This is a genomic window from Sphingomonas benefaciens (assembly GCF_052907485.1).
The window spans coordinates 139,629-159,598 of record NZ_JBREIC010000001.1 but is presented as its reverse complement, the minus strand read 5'-3'; the positions used below and the strand labels follow the sequence as shown (position 1 = coordinate 159,598).

Genomic DNA, 19,970 nt, shown 5'->3' with positions numbered 1-19,970 from the left:
AGCCATGCCCTTCACCCGTGCCGTCGCGCGTCCGCGCCTCGTCTTCCTTCGCGCCATCACGATGCTCCGCCCCGAGCGACGCAAGGTCGCGGCGCTGGTCGGTGCCGGTGCGCTCGTCGCGCTGCTGCAGGTGCTCGAGCCGGTGCTGTTCGGCCGCGCGATCAACGGTTTGACCCAGGGGGCGAGCCCGCTCCACTACGTCGCCTGGTGGTGCGCGATCAGCGTCACCGCCTTTCTGTCGGCGATGGTGATCTCGCTCGGGTCCGATCGGCTCGCCCACCGGCGGCGGCTGGCAGCGATGGCGAGCTTCGTCGAGCATCTGCTCGCGCTGCCCCCATCCTTCCACCATCAGGCGCGCTCCGGCCGTCTGATGCGCATCATGATCGCCGGTTGCGAGAGCCTGTTCTTCCTGTGGCTGCCGCTGCTGCGCGACCAGGTCACCAATGCGGTGGTGCTGATCGCGGTGCTGCCGATCGCGATGCTGACCAACTGGCGGCTGGCGCTCGTGCTGGTCGCGCTGCTCGTCGTCTATGCGCTCGTCAACCTGATCGTCATGCAGCATACCGCCCGTGGCCAGGCGCAGGTGGAGACGCGCTTCACCGACCTGTCCGGCCAGCTCGGCGATCTGCTCGGCAACGTCTCGGTGCTGCAGAGCTTCCTGGCGGTGCCGGGCGAGCTGCGCCAGGTGAAGACCTCGCTGCACGATCTGCTGCACGCGCAATATCCGGTGCTCAATTGGTGGGCGCTGTCGGCGGTGCTGACTCGCGGCGCCTCGTCGATCGCGATCGTGGCGATCTTCGGCGTCGGCTCGATGCTGGTCGCGCGCGGCCAGGCGACGATCGGCGACGTCGTCGCCTTCGTCGGCTTCGCGACGCTGATGATCGCGCGGCTGGAAACGCTGACCACCTTCATCGTCGACGTCGCGCAACGATTGCCGACGCTCGGCCAGTTCTTCGCGGTGCTCGACCAGGAATCGCACATCGCCGAACGGCCGAGTGCCCCCGCCCTGCGCGTCACGACGGGCGAAGTCCGCTTCGAGACGGTCTCGTTCCGCTACCCGACCGGCTCGGGCGCGGTGCACGACCTCGACTTCACCGTCGCGCCGGGGGAGACGGTGGCGATCGTCGGTCCGACCGGTTCGGGCAAGTCGACCGCGCTCGGCCTGCTGCAGCGCGCCTATGATCCCGGCGAAGGTCGCATTTTGGTCGATGGTCAGGACATTCGCGACGTCACCCTCGCCTCGCTGCGCGCAGCGACGGGCGTGGTCTTCCAGGAAGCCGGCCTGTTCAACCGCTCGATCGCGGAGAATATCGCGATGGGCAATCCAGGTGCGACGATGGCCGCGATCGAGGAGGCGGCCCGCATCGCCGGCGCCTATGACTTCATCGCGCGCAAGCCGCAGGGCTTCGCCACGCCGGTCGGCGATCGCGGCCAGGGCCTGTCGGGCGGCGAGCGCCAGCGGATCGCGATCGCCCGCGCGCTGCTCAAGGACGCGCCGATCCTGCTGCTCGACGAGGCGACCAGCGCGCTCGACGTCGCCACCGAGGCGCGGCTGCAGGAGAGCCTCGACCGGCTGCGGCAGGGGCGCACCACCTTCGTCATCGCCCACCGCCTGTCGACGGTGCGCGCGGCGGATCGGATCATCGTCCTCGACCAGGGGCGGATCGTCGAACAGGGCAGCTTCGACGCGCTGATCGCGGCCGGCGGCGCCTTCGCCGCGCTTGCCCGCGACGGCGGCCTGACCCAGGCGGCGGCGAACGACGATACGGGGGCGCGGGCCGCCACCGGGGGTATCCGTACAAACGCTTGAACCGCCACGCGAACACGCCGACAGATGGCACTCGTCAGGGGAGTGCCGGATTGGCCAGCGTCGCGATCGAGGGGGTGAGCAAGCGTTTCGGGGACGCGACGGTGCTGCAACCGACCAGCCTCGAAATCGAGGATGGCGAGTTCGTCGTCATCGTCGGTCCGTCGGGCTGTGGCAAGTCGACGCTGCTGCGCCTGATCGCCGGCCTCGACGAACCGTCGAGCGGCACGATCGCGATCGGCGGCCGCGACGTCACCCATGCGGCGCCGGCGGAGCGCGGGCTGGCGATGGTGTTTCAATCCTATGCCCTCTACCCGCATCTGACCGTCGCGGAGAACATCGGCTTTCCGCTGAAGATCGCCGGACTTGCGAAGGCGGAGATCGCCGCGCGGGTCGCGGCGGTGGCGGACACGCTCGACCTCGGCGCCTTGCTCGACCGCCGGCCGCGGGCGCTGTCGGGCGGCCAGCGGCAGCGCGTGTCGATCGCCCGTGCGGTGATCCGCCAGCCGCAGGTGATGCTGCTCGACGAGCCCCTGTCCAACCTCGACACCGCCCTGCGCGTGCGGATGCGCCACGAATTCGCCCGGCTGCACCAGACTTTGGGCTGCACGATGATCTACGTCACCCACGACCAGCTGGAGGCGATGACGCTCGCCAACCGCATCGTCGTGATGGCGCACGGCCGCGTCGAGCAGGTCGGCGCGCCGATGGACCTGTATCGCCGACCGGCCTCGCTGGCGGTCGCCTGCGCGATCGGTTCGCCGGGGATCAACCTGATGCCCGGCACGCTGATCGCCGCCGATATGGCGGGGGCCACCGTCCGGCTGGCCAGCGGCGCGACGCAGGCCGTGGCGGCAGAGGTGCCGGCGGGGGCGGTCGGCGCGGCGGTGACGCTGGGCGTCAGGCCGGAGCATCTGGCGCCGCGGCCCGACGGCGCCTTTGCCGGGCCGATCGAGCTGTTCGAACGGCTCGGGCCCCTCTCCTTCGCGCATCTCGGCATCGGCGGGCGAGAGGCGCCGGTGGTCGCGCAATTGCCGGGCGACCGGCAGGTGACGCTGGGCGAGCCGCTGCGGGTGGGCGCGGCAGCGGTCGACGTGCTGCTGTTCGACGGCGACGGCCGAGCCTATCCGCGCCTCACCCCTTGATGCTGCCGCCGAGCAGGCCGGTGATGTAGTAGCGCTGCAGCGCCAGGAAGATCGCCAGCACCGGCACGGTCGTCACCACCGCCGCCGCCATCATCAGCTCGCCATCGGCGGCATGTTCGCGGCCGATCGCCGCAACGGCCACCGGCAAGGTGTAGAGATGCTGGTCGGCGAGCACGATCAGCGGCCAGAGGAAGTCGTTCCAGCTGCCGAGGAACAGGAACACCGCCAGCGTCACCGTCACCGGGGCGAGCAGCGGCAGCACGATTGAGACGAAGATCCGCGCCTCGCTTGCGCCGTCGAGCCGCGCCGCGTCGAGCATCTCGTCGGGGATCGACAGCGTCGCCTGGCGCACGAACAGGACGGCGAAGACACCGGCCAGGCTGGGCAGGATGACCCCCGCATAGCTGTTGACCAGGCCGATCTGCTTGAAGATCAGGAAGAGCGGCAGCATCGCCACCTGTCCCGGCACGACCAGCGCGCCGATCAGCAGCTGCAACAGCCGCTCGCGCCCCCGGAAGCGCAATTTGGCAAAGGCATAGCCCGCCGGCACGGTGAGCAGCAGACCGAGGACGGTGGAGATCACCGCGACCAGCACGCTGTTGCCGAGCGCCGGCAGCACACGATAGTCGAACCAGGCGCCGTCGATCAGCCGCCGGGCGAGGAGCTCATAGTAATTGTCCCAGGTCCACCGGCTCGGCCACAGCGGCGGCGGATAGGCGCTGGACGCGCCGCGCGGCATGAAGGAGACCAGCACCATCCACACCAGCGGCAGGACGGTGACCAGCGTGACCAGCGCCACCGCGCCGTTCATCAGCACGCTGCGGGCGCGTCTCACAGCCATTCGTAGCGCCGTCCGATCCGCGTCTGGACCAGCGTCAGCAGCAGGATCAGCACGAGGAGAATGAAGGCGACCGCCGACGCCTGGCCGAGGTTCCACCATTTGAACCCCTCGTCGAACATGAAGTAGAGCACCGTCGTCGTGCTCTGCGACGGGCCGCCCAATGTCATGACATAGGGTTCGGCGAAGATCTGCAGGAAGCCGGCGACGCTCATCACCGCGGCGAGCAGCAGGGTCGGGCCGATCGCCGGCAAGGTGACGTGGCGGAAGCGCGTCCAGCGCCCCGCCCCGTCGAGCCGCGCCGCCTCCATCAGGTCGGTCGGCACCGCGGCGAGCGCGGCGGTAAAGACGATCATGTTATAGCCGAACACCTTCCACGTCACGAACAGCAGGATCGCCGGGATCGAGGCGCGCGGATCGCCGAGCCAGTCGATCGCCGGCAGACCGATCGCCCGCAACGCATAGTTGAGCAGGCCGAACTGGGTGTTGAGCACGAAGCGCCAGACCACGGCGGTGGCGACGACGCTGGTGACATAGGGCGCGAACAGCAGCACCCGCCACAGCGGCTTCCAGCGCACCGTACGTTCGTGCAGCAGCAGCGCGACGGCGAGCGAGGTGCCGATCGCCATCGGCACGCCGAGCAACGCGAACAGGCCGGTATTGGCCATCGCCCGCCAGAACAGCGGCGTCGCGAACAGGTCGGCGAAATTGCCGAACCCGACGAAGCGGAGATTGGCGGGATCGGCGAGCGCGTAGATGCTGTAATCGGTGACCGACAGTCCCAGCGCCAGCACCGTCGGCACGACGAACACGAGCAGGATGATCGCCAGCACCGGCGCGGTGAACAACCAGGCGGTGCGCGACTGGCGGGTCATGCGATCCGCCCCGCCTCGACCAGCGACCGGCGCTTGGCGAGCAGGGCGTCGACGCGGCGGTCCATCAGCGTCGTGCCCTCGTCGACCGACAGCTGGTCGCGGACGACGCGCTCGGCGATCAGCTGCACCTCCATGCGGATGCGCTCCATCTCGACGATCGCGGGCTGCGACGCCGGCTGGCGCATCTGTGCGGCGAAGGGGGCGAGACGGGCCGTCGCGAGCTGCGGCGACGACCAGGCGCTGCGCTGCGCGGGCAGGTTGCCGATCAGCGCCTGGAACTGCAATTCACTCGCCGGCGAGGTCATATGGCGGACCAGCGACCAGGCCTCCGCCCGGCGCGGGCTGTGCGCCGCCACCGCCAGACAGGCGCTGATCCCGTCGACCGGACCGGGACCGCGCGGCCCCGGCATGCGCACGACCGACCAGCGCTCCGGGGGGATTTCCGCGGCGCGGCGGCGCAGGTCGAGCAGCAGCGTCGGCCCGCTCGGATAAAGGGCGAAATAGCCGCGCGCGAAGGCGGCGACCGGGTCCTGCAATTCGGTCGACAGCGCGCGCGGTGCCAGACCGTCGTCGAACAGCGACTTGTAATAGCGCAAGGCCTCGCGGAACGCCGGGCCGGTGAAATCGCCGCGCGTGTTCTCGTCGCGGAGCAGCGGAGCGCCGGCCTGGCCGGCGAAGGTGAACAGCGTATCCGGCCAGTTGAGATAGGAGAGCAGGACATAATCGTCGGGCCGCCGCCGCTTGAGCGCGACGCCCATCCGGCGCCAGCCGTCCCAGTCGTCGGGTACGCTGTCGAAGCCACCTGCGGCGAGCAGGTCCGACCGGTAATATTGCATCTGCGGCGCGACCGACCAGGGCACGGCATAGTCCCGACCGGCGTGGCGCATCGCGCCGCGCACCGACGGAAAGACGTCGGCATTCAAGGCGGGATCCGGGACCGGGGCGAGCGCGCCGATCATCGCGAACTCGCCGACCCACCCGTTGGGCAGCATCAGCACGTCGGGCAGCGAACCGCCGGCGAAGGCGGTGAGCAGCTTTTCGTGCGCGGCGGTCCACGGCAAGGTCTGCACCTCGACCGGGATGCCGGTGGCGCGGGTGAAGGCGGGCATCAGCAGCGGCGAATAATCGCCCTCATAGCTCATCGCCCAGACCGACAGCGCCCGCGGATCGCGACGGGTGACGCAGCCGGCGAGCATCGCGGCCGGCACGGCGGCAAGCAGCGACCGTCGCGTCGGCTCGATCGCGCCGCCGCTTGCGTCGGGACGGCGCGTGCGAGAACCGGTCGACGGCACGCCCTGCCGCCGGCGGGCATTTTTCATCCAGCTACAAATATATAACCCATGTTGGTGGAGCGATTGCGCAGCCGAAACGTTCCCTTGGGTTAACGTCGCATCAAAAAAGAAGCGCGCGGCGTATCAAAGGGGTGTTTCGGATGCAGGACAGGTTTGTGTGCCGCGCCGCGATCGTCGCGGGCGTGCTGTTGTCGTCGATCGGCCAGGCAGAGGCGCAAGACGCGCAGCCGCAACCCCCGGCGCAAACCGCCGCTCCGACCGACCAGACCGCCGCCCCGGCCGACCAGAGCGTGACCCCGGATCAGGCATCAGGCAGCGACATCGTCGTCACCGGATCGCGCATCGCCCGCCCGGATTATGCCGCGCCCAATCCGATCGTCTCGTTCAACGCGGCGAACATCCAGCAGTCGGGCAACACCAACGTCACGTCGTTCCTGCAGCGCGTGCCGGCGCTGACCAATTCCGTCGACAGCACGCAATCGGCGGGTTCCGACCGGCCCGGCGGCCAGCTGTACGGCGCCGCGGGCCTCAATCTGCTCGACCTGCGCGGGCTCGGCACCGCGCGCACCTTGGTGCTGGTCAACGGCCGTCGCCACGTCGCCAGCCAGATCGACAGCGCCGCGGTCGACGTCAACGCCATCCCCACCGACCTGATCGAACGGGTCGACGTGCTGACCGGCGGCGCCTCCGCCGTCTACGGTGCCGACGGCGTCTCGGGCGTGGTCAATTTCATCCTGAAGCGCGACTTCGACGGCGTCACCGCGCGGACGCAGATGGGCATTTCCGACCAGGGCGACGCCGGCAACCGCTTCGCCTCGATCGGCGCCGGGCGGAACTTCGGCGACGGGCGCGGCAACGTCACGCTCTTCTACGAATACAATGCCGACAGCCCGCTGCGTAACGACGACCGCGCCTTCCTGCGCCGCGAGAACCGCCAGTATCTCGTCCCCAACCTCGCCTATAACGGCCCGGCCGCCGGATCGTACCAGCAGGTGCTGGCAGGCGACCTGCGCTACCCGTACGGCACGCCGAGCGGCTATATCGAGATCGGCGGCAACGCCTATAACGGCGACGGCACCCGCTACGACCCCGGCACGCAGGTCGGCGGCGGCTTCGTCAGCGGCGGCAGCGCGACGCCCGTCGCCGGCTATGTCGGCGATTTGCTGCCGGCGACCGAACGCCACGCGGTCAATCTGCTGACCCACTACGATGTCTCGGACGCATTCAAGCTGAGCCTGGAGGGCAAGTTCGTCCAGACCACGGCGACCACCTTCGGCGGCTTCTCCGGCAACTACCCTGCGGTCTTCACGCTCGACAATCCGTATATCCCGACGACGCTGCGCAATGCCGCATTGCTCGCCGGCGACACGACGATCGTCTCCAATCGCAACAACACCGACTTTCCCCGCCTGGGCGAAAGCGACCGCCGGCGCACCTGGCGCGGCGTGATCGATGCGAGCGGCCGCATCACCGATCATGCGCAATACGACGTGTCGTTCACCTACGGCCAGACCGACGTGCGCATCACCAAGCTCAACAGCCGCTGGAACGACCGCTTCACCGCCGCGCTCGACGTCGTCACCGATCCGGCGACCGGCAAGGCGACCTGCCGGTCCAACCTCAACCCCGCCGCGCTGCAGGTGGCGGCATACAGCTTCACGCCGGGCGCCAACAGCGGCTGCCTGCCGCTCAACACCTTCGGCACGGGCGTCTACGACCCCGCCGCGCTCGCCTGGGCGACCAACGGCAACAACATCAGCACCGCCCGGCTGACCCAATCGGTCGCCAGCGCGCAGCTGACCGGTGACTTCGGCGCGCTGTTCCGGCTGCCCGGCGGGCCCGTCCAGTTCGCGGTCGGCGGCGAATATCGGCGCGAGACCAGCCGCTTCAATCCCAACAGCTTCCTGACCGGCAAGCAATGGTATCAATATGACGAGGGCGACAGCTTCGACCCCAATTACGTCATCTCGCCGTCGCGCGGCGCGTTCGACGTGTGGGAGGCGTTCGGCGAGCTCAATCTGCCGCTGCTCAAGGACGTGCCATTCGCGGAAACTCTGTCGGTCGGCGCCGCCGGCCGCCTGTCCGACTATTCCACCGTCGGCCGCACCCAGGCGTGGCAGTTCAACGGCGTCTGGGCGCCGATCCGCGACATCACCTTCCGCGGTTCCTACGGCCAGTCGGTGCGCGCGCCCAACATCGGCGAGCTGTTCCAGCCGACCAGCCCGACGACCAATTACTTCGTCGACCCCTGCTATCTTGAGAACCGCAACGCCGGATCGGCGACTCGAGCCGCCAATTGCGTCGCGCTGATCACTTCGCTCGGCGGCAATCCGGCGACCTTCACCGCCAACAACAATCCCGATGCCGCGGTGCTGATCAACGGCTCGCGCACGGGCAATCCGGGCCTGCGCGAGGAGACGGCGCGGACCTGGACCGCCGGCACGGTGCTGCGTCCGCGCTTCCTGCCCGACCTGTCGATCTCCGCCGACTGGTATGACATCCGGTTGCGCAACGCGATCAACACCGCCGATGCCAACACCATCGCCAATCTGTGCGTCGACCAGCCGACGCTTGACAACGTCTTCTGCAGCGCGATCCGGCGTCGGCAGGGCACCGCCTATATCAACGGCTTCTCGGTCCAGCCGCAGAATGTCGCGAGCTTCCGCACCGCGGGGCTCGACGTCAACCTCAGCTATGTCGTGCGCACCGCCCGCGCCGGCACCTTCGACCTACGGTTCGTCGGCGGCTATCTCGACCGGCTGGAGCAGATCGCAACGCCGGGCGCGACCCCGGAGGATCAGGTCGACCAGCCCGGCCGGCCGAAGTTCAATTTCGTTGCCTCGCCGACCTGGACGCTCGACGGGCTGACGATCAGCTACAATCTGCGCTGGTTCGACCGTACCCGCCGTTTCCCCAAGGCGGCGACCGACGCCAACCCGGATTATGCCGCGCCGGACCTGCTGCGCTACAAGGAGCTGTGGCAGCATGACGTGCAGCTGCAATATGCCGTCGCCGACGATTTCGCATTCTACGGCGGGGTCAACAATCTGACCGGGCAGAAGCCCGATGCCGACAGCTACGATTATCCGATTTCGTCGCTCGGGCGGTACATCTATGTCGGCGTGAAGCTCGGCCGGCGGCGCTGATCGTCCGGCGCCGCCGCGGCCGGAATGGAGGCGTCATGATCCACCCCCTGCTCGCCGGGCTCGGCGTCGCGCTGCCGATCGTGCAGGCGCCGATGGCCGGCGTCTCCACCGCTGCGCTGGCGGCGGCGGTGTCGAACGCGGGCGGGCTCGGCGCCATCGCGATCGGTGCGCTGGGTGTCGACGCGGCGCAGGCCGCCATCGCGGAGGTGCGCGCCAGGACGGATCGCGCCTTTAACGTCAATGTCTTCGTTCATGCCACCCCGACGCCGGATCCGGTCCGCGAAGCCGCGTGGCTCGCCGCGCTGGCGCCCAGCTTCGCGGCGGTCGGCGCGCAGCCGCCCGTCACGTTGCGCGCGATCTACACCAGCTTCGGCGACGATGCCGGAATGCGCGCCATGTTGCTTGACGAGGCGCCGCCGGTCGTCAGCTTCCATTTCGGACTGCCAGATGCGGCGACGATCGCCGCCTTCCACGCCCGCGGTACACTCATGCTGGCGACCGCGACCGGTCTCGCGGAGGCGCAGGCGGCCGCCGCAGTCGGAATCGACGCGATCGTCGCCCAGGGGATCGAGGCGGGCGGCCATCGCGGCCATTTCGACCCCGCCGCGCCGGATGATGCGCTCGGCACATTACCACTGACGCGACTGCTCGTGCGCCACCTGGAGTCGCCGATCATCGCCGCCGGGGGCATCATGGATGGTGCCGGGATCGCGGCCGCGCTCGATCTCGGCGCCATTGCGGCACAGCTCGGCACCGCCTTCGTCGCCTGCCCGGAAAGCGCAGCGGATGCGGCCTATCGCGCCGGACTGGCCGGGCCGGGCGCCTGGCATACGCGGATGACCGACCGCATTTCGGGCCGGCCGGCGCGTGCCCTGCCCGGTCGGTTCGATGCTCTTGCCGATACGCTCCATACCTTGAGGCCGCCCGATTATCCGGTCGCCTATGATGCCGGAAAGGCGCTGCATGCCGCCGCCCGATCCGGCGGCGACAGTGGCTTCGGCGCCTATTGGGCCGGCCAGGGCGCGCCGCTGTCGCGCCCGATGCCGGCGGCGGCGCTGGTCGCGACCCTGGCCGACGAGCTGGCAATCCATCGGACCGGCTGAGCGCCGACCCTGCCCCGGTCAACGACCGATCGCCGCCTGGATCAGGCCGATCTGCTTGCGGTACAGATCGGTCATCGTCTGAAAACGGCTCTGGATGTCGCCCATCTTGAGCAGCTGATCCTCCAGCGTCACCGTATTGCCGTCCGGCTTCGTCTCGGTGACCTGCGGATCGGCGAAGATGTGGCCGTCACTGCTCGGGGCGAGGCCGAGCGCGACCATGTCGCCCGTGGCGCGCACGCGCGGGCGCGCGACATGCGGCTTGCCCTGGTCGACCAGCAGTGCGGAGAAGTCCGGCGCCTCCACCTCCTGCGCGCGGAAGGCCGGCGTCTCGCTGTTTGCGATATTCTGCGCGACGACCCGCTGGCGTTCGGCAAGATTCTTCATGGCGCGCGTCAGGCCGTCGATCAGGGGAATGGCGTCGGTCATCGCAAACGTCCTTGCAAGTTCGAAGGTCAGAACAGGCCGCCGCCACCGCCAGCGTTCAGGCGTGCCAGGGCGGCTTTGTAGGATGCCAACTGCGCCTGCTGCCGTGCCGTGCCGGCACCGATCGTGCCGTTGACGCGTGCCGCCTTGCCGCTGTCCCAATAGAGCGAGCGATAGGCGCTCTGCGTCATCGAAATCGCGTCGTCGACCGCGCTTCCCGCCGCCTTTGCGGCGTCGATGGTTGCGATGCTGAGCGTATCGGTGAGCGACAGGCCGAAGCTGCCACCCGGCGTGACCTTGGGGTCGCTCGCCTTGCGCGGCGAGTCGGCGTGGATGCGGGTCGGTGCGAGGCCGAGCTTGGCGAGGGCATCGCGATCCTGCGGGCCGGCCGTGAGGCTGAGCGTATGGCCGGGGCGCACGGACAGGCTGAGCTGGACATTGCCGTCGTCGTTCCGCGGCGTCATGACCGTCACCGCGTCGCTGCCCAGCAACTGCTGCAGCTTCAGCCGCAGGCTCGTCATCGTTTCCCCTGCCTCGATCGTGACGCGATGCGCGACCTGCGTGTCGAGCTTCACGGTGAAGCTGTCGCCGGCGACCAGCCCGAATTGCGCGGCGAGCGAGGTGGCGACGTCGTCGTTGAGCGACCCGCGATGCAGACCGAGCGCACCCAGGACGCTGTTGCCGCCCTTGGCGGTCGCGACGAGAACCGGATCGCTGACCCCTTCGGTGACGCCGAACTGCGAGACTGCGCCGATCGCGCCGGTCGAGGGATCGATCCGCGCCACGAATCCGTCCACCTTGCCCTGGCGATTGCCGCTCAGGCTGCCCGTCGTACGGCCACCGACATAGATCGTCCCGTTGACAAAGGCGACGCTGTCCGCCTGGTCCTCACCGGCGGTGCCGATATAGGTGGTGCTCGCGCCGCTGAAATCGGCGTTCAGCCGTGTCACGAAGGCGTCGGTGCCGTGATCGGGGGCAAGGCCGCTGCTACCCGGTACCGCCTGAGTCGTCGCGCCGACGACCGCGATATGACCGTCCGCGGCGACCGCGAGCGCGCGGGCATTCGCGCTGCCGAAGTCGACGCTGCCCAGATCGGTGCCGAGGGCGTCTGCGTCCACCTTGCGCAGTTGGGCGGTCCCGTTTTCGCGGGTCAGGGCCAGCAGCCGGCCGTCACCGTCGATGGCGAGCGCATTGACGCGGCCGGATCCGCTGCCGGCGATCGCCCGTTGTTCGATCAAATGGCCCTGTGCATCCAGATGGGCGAGATAGGCGGCGCCGCCATTGGCATTGTCCGAGCGGCCGCCGACATAGATGCTGCCGTCCGCCGCGGCGACGACGGCCGTCGCCTCGTCGTTCCCGGCGCTTGGCAGGGCGGTGGCGAACTTGCGCTCGCCGGTCGCATCGTAGCGGGCGAGCATCATCGCACTGCCGCTGATCGCGGTGTCGTCGAACTGGCCGGTGACCGTGCCGACGACGACCACGTCGCCCTGCGGGGTCAGGCTGATCGCGGCGCCCTCGGAGGTGCCCGTCGCACCCAGCGCATGCTGCCAGACGACCTTGCCCTCGCTGTCGAGCTTGCTGAGGAACAGGTCGTCGTGGCCATTGACCCGTGAGGTGCCGATGTCGCCCTGCGTCGTGCCGACGACATAGGTGAAGCCGCCCGCTGCGGTCACGGTGGCGCGCGCCTGCAGCTTGGCGTTGACGGTGACCGGTGCCGCCGCGGCGGCCGGATCGGCGGTCGGATCGAAAGTCTCCGCGTTACGGGCGTCGGCGGCCTTGGCGTCCGCCTTGGCCTGGGCCGCCGCGGTCCCGGCCCGATCCGTGGCGACAATCGTTCCCAGCGATCGCCGATCGAGCGAGGTCGAAGGGTCCGCCACCCGCGACAGGCTGGCTCCCGCGGGTGCGCCGAATTGCGTACCGCTGCCGACCACGGTCAGCGCATCGCCTGCGCCCGCCTGCTGAAGCGACACCGTCGTCGCCGCCGTCGTGGTCATGGTCAGCCCGTATTTGTCGCCGATCATCGCGGGCGCGAACTTGACCTTGTAGTTGAAGCCGCTGGATGGCGCGGCAATGGCGTCGTTGAAGGCCTGGGCCACTTGCTTGAGCGTCGGCGGCTGCTGCGGCAGCGAGGACAGATCGACCGTCACGCTGTCGTGATGCGTGCCGTTGTCCAGCTGCACGGTGAACCGCTCCTGCCCGGTGATGCCGGGCAGGCCGGCATCGAGATCGGCGACGACGCCGGTGCCGGTGAAGCTGCCGATATCCTTGGTCGCGAGGCCGGGCGCGCTCTTCACACTGATCGTCGGCGGGCCGAAGGCGAGCGCAACCTTCCCTCCCGGCGCATTGGCCAGGAAGGTGCGCAGATCGGCCAGCCCCTTGGCGAAGGCGCGCTGCAGCCCCTGCCGCTCGACGTCGCCCAGCCCCGCCTGCTGCCCGGCGCGGGCCAGCGCCTTCAGCCGGTCGAGCGCGCGATAGGTGACGAAGGTCGTCTCGACGTCGTCCGACCCCGCCGCCTCGGACGGGCGCGGCGCGTCGACGATCGTATGCATCGCGCGGACGCTCGCCGCCTGACCCTCGATCGCATCGAGCGACGTCGGGTCCTTGGCTGCAGTGCGCCACGGCGCCTGGGTCGCGGGGGTGGTAAACAGCTTGCGCGCGGCACGGGCCGCGGCGGTTTCGACCGGGACGTTCGCGGTGCCGGATCCGAAGGCATTGCCGCCACCGCCCAGCAAACTCAGTCCGATGATCCCGCCGTAAATGTCGACCATAGCCGCCTCCCTGCTCCAGACCGGCGCATTCCTCCTATAAGATAGACGAAACGCGGCCGGTTCGGTCGCGCACCGTCGACTTTCGGGGGATTGCATGAGCATGACGGCGCCGGTCATCGAACCGGCCGACCTGAAGAAATCTTCGGGTCTGCAACGGGCCGGCGCGCTGATGCTGGCGCTCGGCGAAACCCACGGCGCGCCGATCTGGGAGCAATTGTCGATCGACGAGGTGACCGAACTGTCGGGCTGCATCGCCCAGCTCGGCCGCGTGCCGTCTTCGGTGGTCGAGCATCTGCTGGTACAGTTTTCCAGCGAGGTCGCCGGCATGGCGAACCTGCACGGCTCGTTCGATTCGACCGAGCGGCTGCTGCGCGCGGTGATGCCGGAGGATCGTGTCCGCGAGATCATGGACAATATCCGCGGCCCCTCCGGCCGGACGATGTGGGACAAATTGTCCAACGTCAGCGAGAGCCTGCTCGCCAATTACCTGAAGAACGAATATCCGCAGACCATCGCCGTGATCCTGCAGAAGCTCCGCCCCGATCACGCGGCGCGCGTGCTGGCCGAATTGCCGCAGGAGCTGTCGGCGGAGGTGGTGCTACGCATGCTGCGCATCAGGCCATCACGCAATGGCACGCCGAACACCGGTACCAATCGCACGACGACGCTGTCGGCGGCATGGATCGCCGCGAGGACCGTATTGTCGGTGCCATGATCGCCCTGACGCGGCGGCGGTGCCGAACGCGCAACGGTTTCCGCGCCAGCGGCACTCTCTTCGGTCTGAGGCGGGTTCGCCGCCAGTTCGTCCCGCAGCGTTGCGATCCGCGCCCGCGTCTTGTCGCGGCGTACATCGACGCCGGCAATCAGCGGGATATGGCGGTCGTATTCACCGGCGTCAGCTGCCCGCAGCACCTGTTCCCGCAATGCGGCGACGCTGTCCGCACCCAGCATCTTGCAGACGGCGCGAACGGCTTGCGCATTCCACCGGCCGATCGGCTTGAAGGCATTTTCGAGCCGCGACAGAATGACCGGAGCGATGCCGTACAGGCGTTCGACCTGCGGGATCGACAGGCTGCGGTCCGCTTCGCGGCGGGCGCGGATCGCAGCGGCTAGCAGCACGGCGAAGCGATCCTCCTCGATGTCCTCCTCGGTCCAGTCCTGCAGATCGACCGCCCAGTCGGCGATGTCGAAATCGGGCGCATCGATGTCGAGCAGCAGCGCCTCGGGCGCGACGTCGAGCGCCGATGCGATGCGGCGCAGCTCGGCGGCCTTGGCGACGACCTCGCCCCGTTCGATCTTCGACAGTCGGACATAGGGGATGTCGGGCAATCGCGCCGCCAGGCCGAGCAAGGTCGGGATGCCGCGCTGCCGCCGGACATCGCGGACCCGATTGGGAAAGACGATCGATCGATACCGGTCGATCTCTCCCGTTGCGGCCGCCTCCTCCGTCGCTGCGGACCTGTTCGTCTGTGGCATCGCCGTGGCCAACCCCCCTCGTCACGCGCCCGTCCCGTCGCACGCGCCATCCTCGCAACCCGAGCATGGCATCGCGACGCGATACACGACCGCTCTGGCAGTTTCCCGCAAGACAAACAATTCAGAAGCGACAAGCACCTGGGGCTTAGGCTGGCGCCACCTTCGCGGCGGCCGTTCGTTATGGCGCGATGACCGATACGATCGCCGACCTGCAGATGCGTATGGAGGCCGCCGCGGCGGCGCTCGACTTCGAGGAGGCTCGCCGATTGCGCGACCGGATCGCTCTGATCCGCGGCGGCGCGTCCGAGAGCGAGGCGGCGGCCGTCGACGCGGTCGCGCTGACCCGTCAGCGGCCGGGCGCCATGGGTCTCGGTACCAGTCAGCAGCGCGTCGAGCCACCCGCCGGCTGGCGCCCCCCGCCCAAGCCCGATCCGATGACGCAGGGCCACCGCCGGCGGCGCTAGAGGCCGGGCTGGCGCATACCCGACAAGCGGAGCTTACCGCGGAACAAGACGAACTTGCGCCGATCGCCGCCAGTCTTCGGCTAGCTGCGGCGGCGGTACCGCACCGCCATGAACCTGTCCCCCGCTCCGATCATCCAGCTCGACCGCGTGTCGAAGCGCTTTCCCGACGGCACCGCTGCCTTGGTGGACGTTTCGCTGGCCGTGCCGCGCGGCGCGATGTTCGGCATCATCGGTCGTTCCGGGGCCGGCAAGTCGACCCTGCTCCGCCTGATCAACGGCCTTGAGCAGCCGAGCGCCGGCACGGTGACGGTCGACGGCGTGTCCCTCGCCGGGGCGGATGGAGCGACGGTGCGAACGGTACGCCGCCGTGCCGCGATGATCTTCCAGTCCTTCGGCCTGCTCGCCAATCGCACCGTCGCCGCCAATGTCGCCTTGCCGCTCGAACTCGCCCGCATCCCCCACGCCGAGCGGCACGAACGGACCGCGGCGCTGCTGGCCCGCGTCGGTCTCACCGACAAGGCCAACGCCCATCCCGCACGGCTGTCGGGTGGCCAGCGCCAGCGGGTCGGCATCGCCCGCGCCCTCGCCACCCGGCCCGATATCCTATTGTGCGACGAGGCAACCAGCGCGCTCGATCCGGAAACGACCCGTTCGGTGCTGGGTCTGCTGCGCGAGCTGAACCAGGAATTGGGACTGACTGTCGTGCTGATCACCCATGAAATGGCGGTGATCCGCGCCGTCTGCGATCGCGTCGCGGTGCTCGATGCCGGCCGTCTGGTCGAAAGCGGCACCACCGACGCCATGCTTGCCGATCCGGCCCACGGAACGACGCTCGCCTTGCTTGGCGACGCGGCATGAGCGGCTGGCTCGGCAACATCGTCTGGGGCGACATGCTGACCGCGAGCCGGGAGACGCTGGTGATGCTGGGCGTGTCGCTGATCCTCACGATCCTCGTCGGCGTGCCGCTCGGCGTGCTGCTGTTCCTGACCGACCGGGGCCAACTGGCGGAGCGCCGCTGGCTCAACCGAACGGCCGGGATCATCGTCAATGTGCTGCGCTCGATCCCCTTCGTCATCTTGCTGATCGTCATGATCCCGCTGACGTTGCGGCTGGTCGGCACGTCTCTGGGAGTGGCGGGGGCAATCCCGCCGCTCGTCGTCGGTGCTGCCCCCTTCTACGCCCGGTTGGTCGAACAGGCACTGCGCGAGGTGCCGCGCGGCACGATCGAGGCGGTACAGGCGATGGGTGCCACGAAGTGGCAGGTCGTCACGAAGGCATTGTTGCCCGAGGCGCTGCCCGGCCTCGTCGCGGGCGCGACCGTCACCGCCGTTGCGCTCGTCTCCTTCACCGCAATGGCCGGCGTGGTCGGGGCCGGCGGCCTCGGCGACCTTGCCATCCGCTATGGCTATCAGCGATTCCAGACGGACGTGATGCTCGTCACCGTCGCGCTGATGGTCGCCCTTGTCCAACTGCTCCAATATGGCGGCGACTGGCTCGCCCGCCGGCTGGACCATCGCTGAGGTTGCCCATGTTCCCCCGCCGGCTGCTGCTCACCGCCCTCCCCGCCCTGCTGCTCGCCGCCTGCAGTCACAAGGACAGCGACCCGCACCATCTCACCGTCGCCGCCACCGCAGTGCCGCATGCGGAAATCCTCGAGCAGGTCAAGCCGGTGCTCGCCAAGCAGGGCCTGACCTTGGAGGTCCGGGTGTTCAACGACTATGTTCAGCCCAACTTGCAGGTCGATCAGGGCCAGATCGACGTCAATTACTTTCAGACCAAGCCCTATCTGGAAGAATTCAACGCCTCGCGCGGCACCAAGCTGGTGCCGATCGCCGGCATCCATGTCGAACCGCTCGGTGCCTATTCGCGCCGCTGGCGGTCAATCGCGGCGCTGCCGCAGCATGCGACGGTGGCGATCCCCAACGAGCCGAGCAATGGCGGCCGTGCGTTGCTGCTGCTCCAGCAGGCTGGGCTGATCCGTCTCAAAAACCCAACCGACCCGCTGGCGACCGTGCGCGACATCGCCGCCAATCCGCGCCAACTGCAGTTCCGCGAACTGGAGGCGGCGACGCTGCCGCGGGTATTGGACCAGATCGATCTGGCGCTGATCAACACCAATTATGCGCTTGATGCCAAGCTCAATCCCGTGCGTGACGCGCTGGCGATCGAGAACAAGGATTCGCCTTACGTCAATTTCGTCGTCGGCCGGCCCGGCGCCGGTGACGACCCCCGCGTCCGCGCGCTCGTTGCCGCGCTGCGCAGCCCAGCGACCAAGGCCTTCATCGTCCGCCGCTATCAGGGCGCGGTGCTGCCCGCCTTCTGATCGGCCGGCGCGGCGCGGCCTTGCCGATCGCCGACCGGAGCATCATCTGCCGGCCTCACCGCATCGGCAGGAGCATGGATATGGACGTCGCCTTTATCGGATTGGGTCAGATGGGCCACGGCATGGCCGGGCGGCTGATCGACGCCGGCCACCGCGTCACCGTCTGGAACCGCGACACCGGCAAGGCCGAACCGTTCGGGGCGCGTGGCGCGACCGTCGCCGCCAATCCTGCCGACGCGGCGCGCAGCGGCGTCGCGGTCACGATGCTCGCCAATGACGCGGCGCTGGAGGCGGTCTGCTTCGGGCACGACGGGCTGCTGTCCGCCGGTCCGGGGCTGCTCCACATCGCGTGCAGCACGGTCAGTGTTGCGCTGACCGACCGGCTCGCGGCGGCGCATCGCGAGGCCGGCCAGGGCTTCGTCTCGGCCCAGGTGCTCGGCCGACCCGACGTCGCGGCGGCGGGCAAGCTGGCGGTGATCGCGGCCGGCGCGGCCGACGATCTCGACGTCGCGGCGCCGGTGTTCGCGGCGATCGGGGCCAAGACGATCGTCATGGGTGATCGCCCCGCGATGGCCGCCGCCGCCAAGGCCGCCGCCAATTTCGGTATCGCCGCGGTGATCGAGACGATCAGCGAACAGATGCGCATCGCCGAGGCACAAGGCATCGCCGCCGACCGCATGGCGGCTCTGCTGATCGAAAGCGACTTCGGCAGCCGCATCTTCGGCAGCTATGCGCCGATGATCGCCGCGCAGCGGTTCGAGCCGGCCGGTTTTCCGCTGACGCTCGGCCGCAAGGACGTCGGCCTGGCGATCAGCGCCGCCGACGGTGCGCCCTTGCCGCTCGCCAGCCTACTCGCCGAGCGCATGGATGCGATCATCGCCGCGGGCGGTGGCGATCGCGACTGGTCGTCGCTCGGCCAGGCATGATCGCGAATTGCACCGCGACGCGGAGCCGGTGATCGCTTCGCGCCGTTCAGCACGCGGTTATCTGTCCCGCGCTATGAAGTAAGAGTGGGGCGGGTCGGCATCATTCTGGCGACGTTGGCGGCGACGTTCGGTGCGAGCGTCGCCCAGGCGCAAGCTGGCGACCTAAATCCGCAATCGATAGACGCGGGCTTTGTACAGGACGGGGCGGCGATCGCCGAACGGCTCGGCGTCACCGCCGACGCGGCTGCCCACCAGCTCCGGTTGCAGGCGGACAGCGTCGCCGCGACCGATGCCCTCGCCGACCGCTACGCCGAGCGGCTCGCCGGCATCGCCGTGCTTCATCAGCCCGACTTCGCGATCCGCATCCTGCTGACCGGCAATGAGCCGGTTGCCGACACGACGATCGTCGTCGACGGGGAGGCGGTGCCGGTCCGCTTCGCCACCGGTGCCGCTGCCACACGTCTGGCGCTGGTCCAGGCGATCAGCGCGCATCAGGCGGAGATCCGCGCCAGCCTGCTGACGCCGCCGGGCCTGGGCGTCGATCTCCGCACCGGCGAACTGGTCGCGGTAGTCGCCCGCCGCGATGTCGAGCGTGAAGGCGCCACGGCCCTGCGCGACCGCCTCGCAACTCTGGCCGGCGTGCCGGTGCGGCTGCGCGTCATCGACCAGCCCGAACTCGACATGAGCGGCATCGCCGGCGGCACCCGCGTCACCGGCAGCGTGCCGGGTGATCCGCACCGCTATCTGTGCACCGCCGGCTTTGTCGTCACCGACGGTCAGCGCACGGCCTTGTCGACCGCGGCCCATTGCCCCGACACGCTGTCGACGCGCGATGCCGACGGGCAGGAAACCGTGCTGCCGTTCGTCGGCCAATGGGGTTGGGGCAATCAGGACGTACAGGTCAACGCCAGCCGGCTGCCCCTGCCGCCGACCTTCTATACCGACGCGGCGCGAACGATCAGCCGGCCGGTCACCGCCGCGCGCGCCCGGGCGGGAATGCGCGCGGGCGACGTCGTCTGCCACCGCGGCGAGCGCACCGGCTACAGCTGTTCGGAGGTCGAGTTGACCGATTTCGCGCCGGCCGGCGACCTGTGCGGCGGCGCCTGCCTGCCGACCTGGACCACGGTCGCCGGCCCGATCTGCAAATCGGGCGACAGCGGCAGCCCGGTGTTCCTCGGCACCGTCGCCTATGGCATCCTCAAGGGCGGCAGCTATCGCGCCGACGGCAGCTGTGCGTTCTGGTTCTATATGTCGACGGACTATCTGCCAACCGGCTGGCAGCTCCTGACCGCACCGGTTCAGCCGGTGGTCCCCGTAGTCGCCGCTGGACACATCTCTGACATGGCTGCCAACTCTCCGTGACGTAGCGATCAGGACCGCAAAG

Annotated in this window: 16 protein-coding genes and 1 pseudogene; 11 read left to right on the top strand and 6 right to left on the bottom strand. The window is 69.2% G+C overall.

The window, feature by feature from the left end:
* Positions 1 to 4: 4 nt before the first annotated feature.
* Entirely contained in the window at positions 5 to 1,810 is a 1,806-nt protein-coding gene (locus ACU5AX_RS00740) for a glucan ABC transporter ATP-binding protein/ permease (protein WP_446689259.1), read from the top strand.
* 50 nt (positions 1,811 to 1,860) lie between these two features.
* Positions 1,861 to 2,952: an ABC transporter ATP-binding protein gene (locus ACU5AX_RS00735; RefSeq protein WP_446689258.1), complete on the top strand. Its 1,092-nt coding sequence runs from the start codon at positions 1,861 to 1,863 to the stop codon at positions 2,950 to 2,952.
* Here the strand turns inward: ACU5AX_RS00735 and ACU5AX_RS00730 are convergent.
* From ACU5AX_RS00730 to ACU5AX_RS00720, 3 genes are read right to left on the bottom strand one after another with little or no spacing between them, the layout of a single operon-like run.
* Positions 2,942 to 3,793, bottom strand: a complete 852-nt coding sequence (locus ACU5AX_RS00730; protein WP_446689257.1) for a carbohydrate ABC transporter permease — start codon at positions 3,791 to 3,793, stop codon at positions 2,942 to 2,944. The genes ACU5AX_RS00735 and ACU5AX_RS00730 overlap by 11 nt on opposite strands.
* Complete coding sequence (locus ACU5AX_RS00725) at positions 3,784 to 4,665, bottom strand: carbohydrate ABC transporter permease (RefSeq protein WP_446689256.1); 882 nt, start codon at positions 4,663 to 4,665, stop codon at positions 3,784 to 3,786. The genes ACU5AX_RS00730 and ACU5AX_RS00725 overlap by 10 nt, the downstream gene beginning before the upstream one ends.
* Positions 4,662 to 5,984, bottom strand: coding sequence for an extracellular solute-binding protein (locus ACU5AX_RS00720; protein WP_446689255.1), 1,323 nt, complete (start codon positions 5,982 to 5,984; stop codon positions 4,662 to 4,664). Before ACU5AX_RS00720 ends, ACU5AX_RS00725 begins: the two co-directional genes overlap by 4 nt.
* Positions 5,985 to 6,097: 113 nt before the next feature.
* Here ACU5AX_RS00720 and ACU5AX_RS00715 point away from each other — a divergent pair, with 113 nt between their 5' ends.
* Positions 6,098 to 9,103 carry a TonB-dependent receptor plug domain-containing protein gene (locus ACU5AX_RS00715; RefSeq protein WP_446689254.1) on the top strand — a complete coding sequence of 1,002 codons (3,006 nt, stop codon included), beginning with the start codon at positions 6,098 to 6,100 and terminating at the stop codon, positions 9,101 to 9,103.
* A 35-nt stretch (positions 9,104 to 9,138) separates the two neighbouring features.
* On the top strand, positions 9,139 to 10,206 hold the full coding sequence (locus ACU5AX_RS00710) for an NAD(P)H-dependent flavin oxidoreductase (protein WP_446689253.1): 1,068 nt from the start codon (positions 9,139 to 9,141) through the stop codon (positions 10,204 to 10,206).
* An 18-nt stretch (positions 10,207 to 10,224) separates the two neighbouring features.
* Here ACU5AX_RS00710 and ACU5AX_RS00705 read toward each other — a convergent pair whose 3' ends face one another.
* Positions 10,225 to 10,632, bottom strand: a complete 408-nt coding sequence (locus ACU5AX_RS00705; RefSeq protein ID WP_446689252.1) for a flagellar biosynthesis protein FlgB — start codon at positions 10,630 to 10,632, stop codon at positions 10,225 to 10,227.
* Between the two features lie 26 nt (positions 10,633 to 10,658).
* A complete protein-coding gene (locus ACU5AX_RS00700) occupies positions 10,659 to 13,397 on the bottom strand; it encodes a hypothetical protein (RefSeq protein ID WP_446689251.1) in 2,739 nt (912 codons plus the stop codon).
* 94 nt (positions 13,398 to 13,491) lie between these two features.
* Here ACU5AX_RS00700 and ACU5AX_RS00695 point away from each other — a divergent pair.
* A pseudogene (locus ACU5AX_RS00695) lies at positions 13,492 to 14,013 on the top strand (flagellar motor switch protein FliG); the annotation flags it as partial.
* Here the strand turns inward: ACU5AX_RS00695 and ACU5AX_RS00690 are convergent.
* On the bottom strand, positions 13,941 to 14,873 hold the full coding sequence (locus ACU5AX_RS00690; protein WP_446689250.1) for a helix-turn-helix domain-containing protein: 933 nt from the start codon (positions 14,871 to 14,873) through the stop codon (positions 13,941 to 13,943). The pseudogene ACU5AX_RS00695 and the gene ACU5AX_RS00690 overlap by 73 nt on opposite strands.
* Before the next feature lie 188 nt (positions 14,874 to 15,061).
* On the opposite strand from ACU5AX_RS00690, the gene ACU5AX_RS00685 reads away from it, so the two are divergent.
* From ACU5AX_RS00685 to ACU5AX_RS00660, 6 genes are all read left to right on the top strand, one after another.
* On the top strand, positions 15,062 to 15,337 hold the full coding sequence (locus tag ACU5AX_RS00685) for a UvrB/UvrC motif-containing protein (protein WP_446689249.1): 276 nt from the start codon (positions 15,062 to 15,064) through the stop codon (positions 15,335 to 15,337).
* A gap of 108 nt (positions 15,338 to 15,445) precedes the next feature.
* Positions 15,446 to 16,195, top strand: coding sequence for a methionine ABC transporter ATP-binding protein (locus tag ACU5AX_RS00680; protein ID WP_446689248.1), 750 nt, complete (start codon positions 15,446 to 15,448; stop codon positions 16,193 to 16,195).
* Positions 16,192 to 16,857 (top strand): methionine ABC transporter permease, encoded by a 666-nt coding sequence (locus ACU5AX_RS00675; protein WP_446689247.1) that lies wholly within the window; start codon positions 16,192 to 16,194, stop codon positions 16,855 to 16,857. Before ACU5AX_RS00680 ends, ACU5AX_RS00675 begins: the two co-directional genes overlap by 4 nt.
* Positions 16,858 to 16,865: 8 nt before the next feature.
* Complete coding sequence (locus ACU5AX_RS00670; RefSeq protein ID WP_446689246.1) at positions 16,866 to 17,660, top strand: MetQ/NlpA family ABC transporter substrate-binding protein; 795 nt, start codon at positions 16,866 to 16,868, stop codon at positions 17,658 to 17,660.
* Between the two features lie 80 nt (positions 17,661 to 17,740).
* Entirely contained in the window at positions 17,741 to 18,586 is an 846-nt protein-coding gene (locus ACU5AX_RS00665; RefSeq protein WP_446689245.1) for an NAD(P)-dependent oxidoreductase, read from the top strand.
* Positions 18,587 to 18,670: 84 nt separating this feature from the next.
* A complete protein-coding gene (locus ACU5AX_RS00660) occupies positions 18,671 to 19,948 on the top strand; it encodes a chymotrypsin family serine protease (protein ID WP_446689244.1) in 1,278 nt (425 codons plus the stop codon).
* The last annotated feature ends 22 nt before the right edge of the window (positions 19,949 to 19,970 follow it).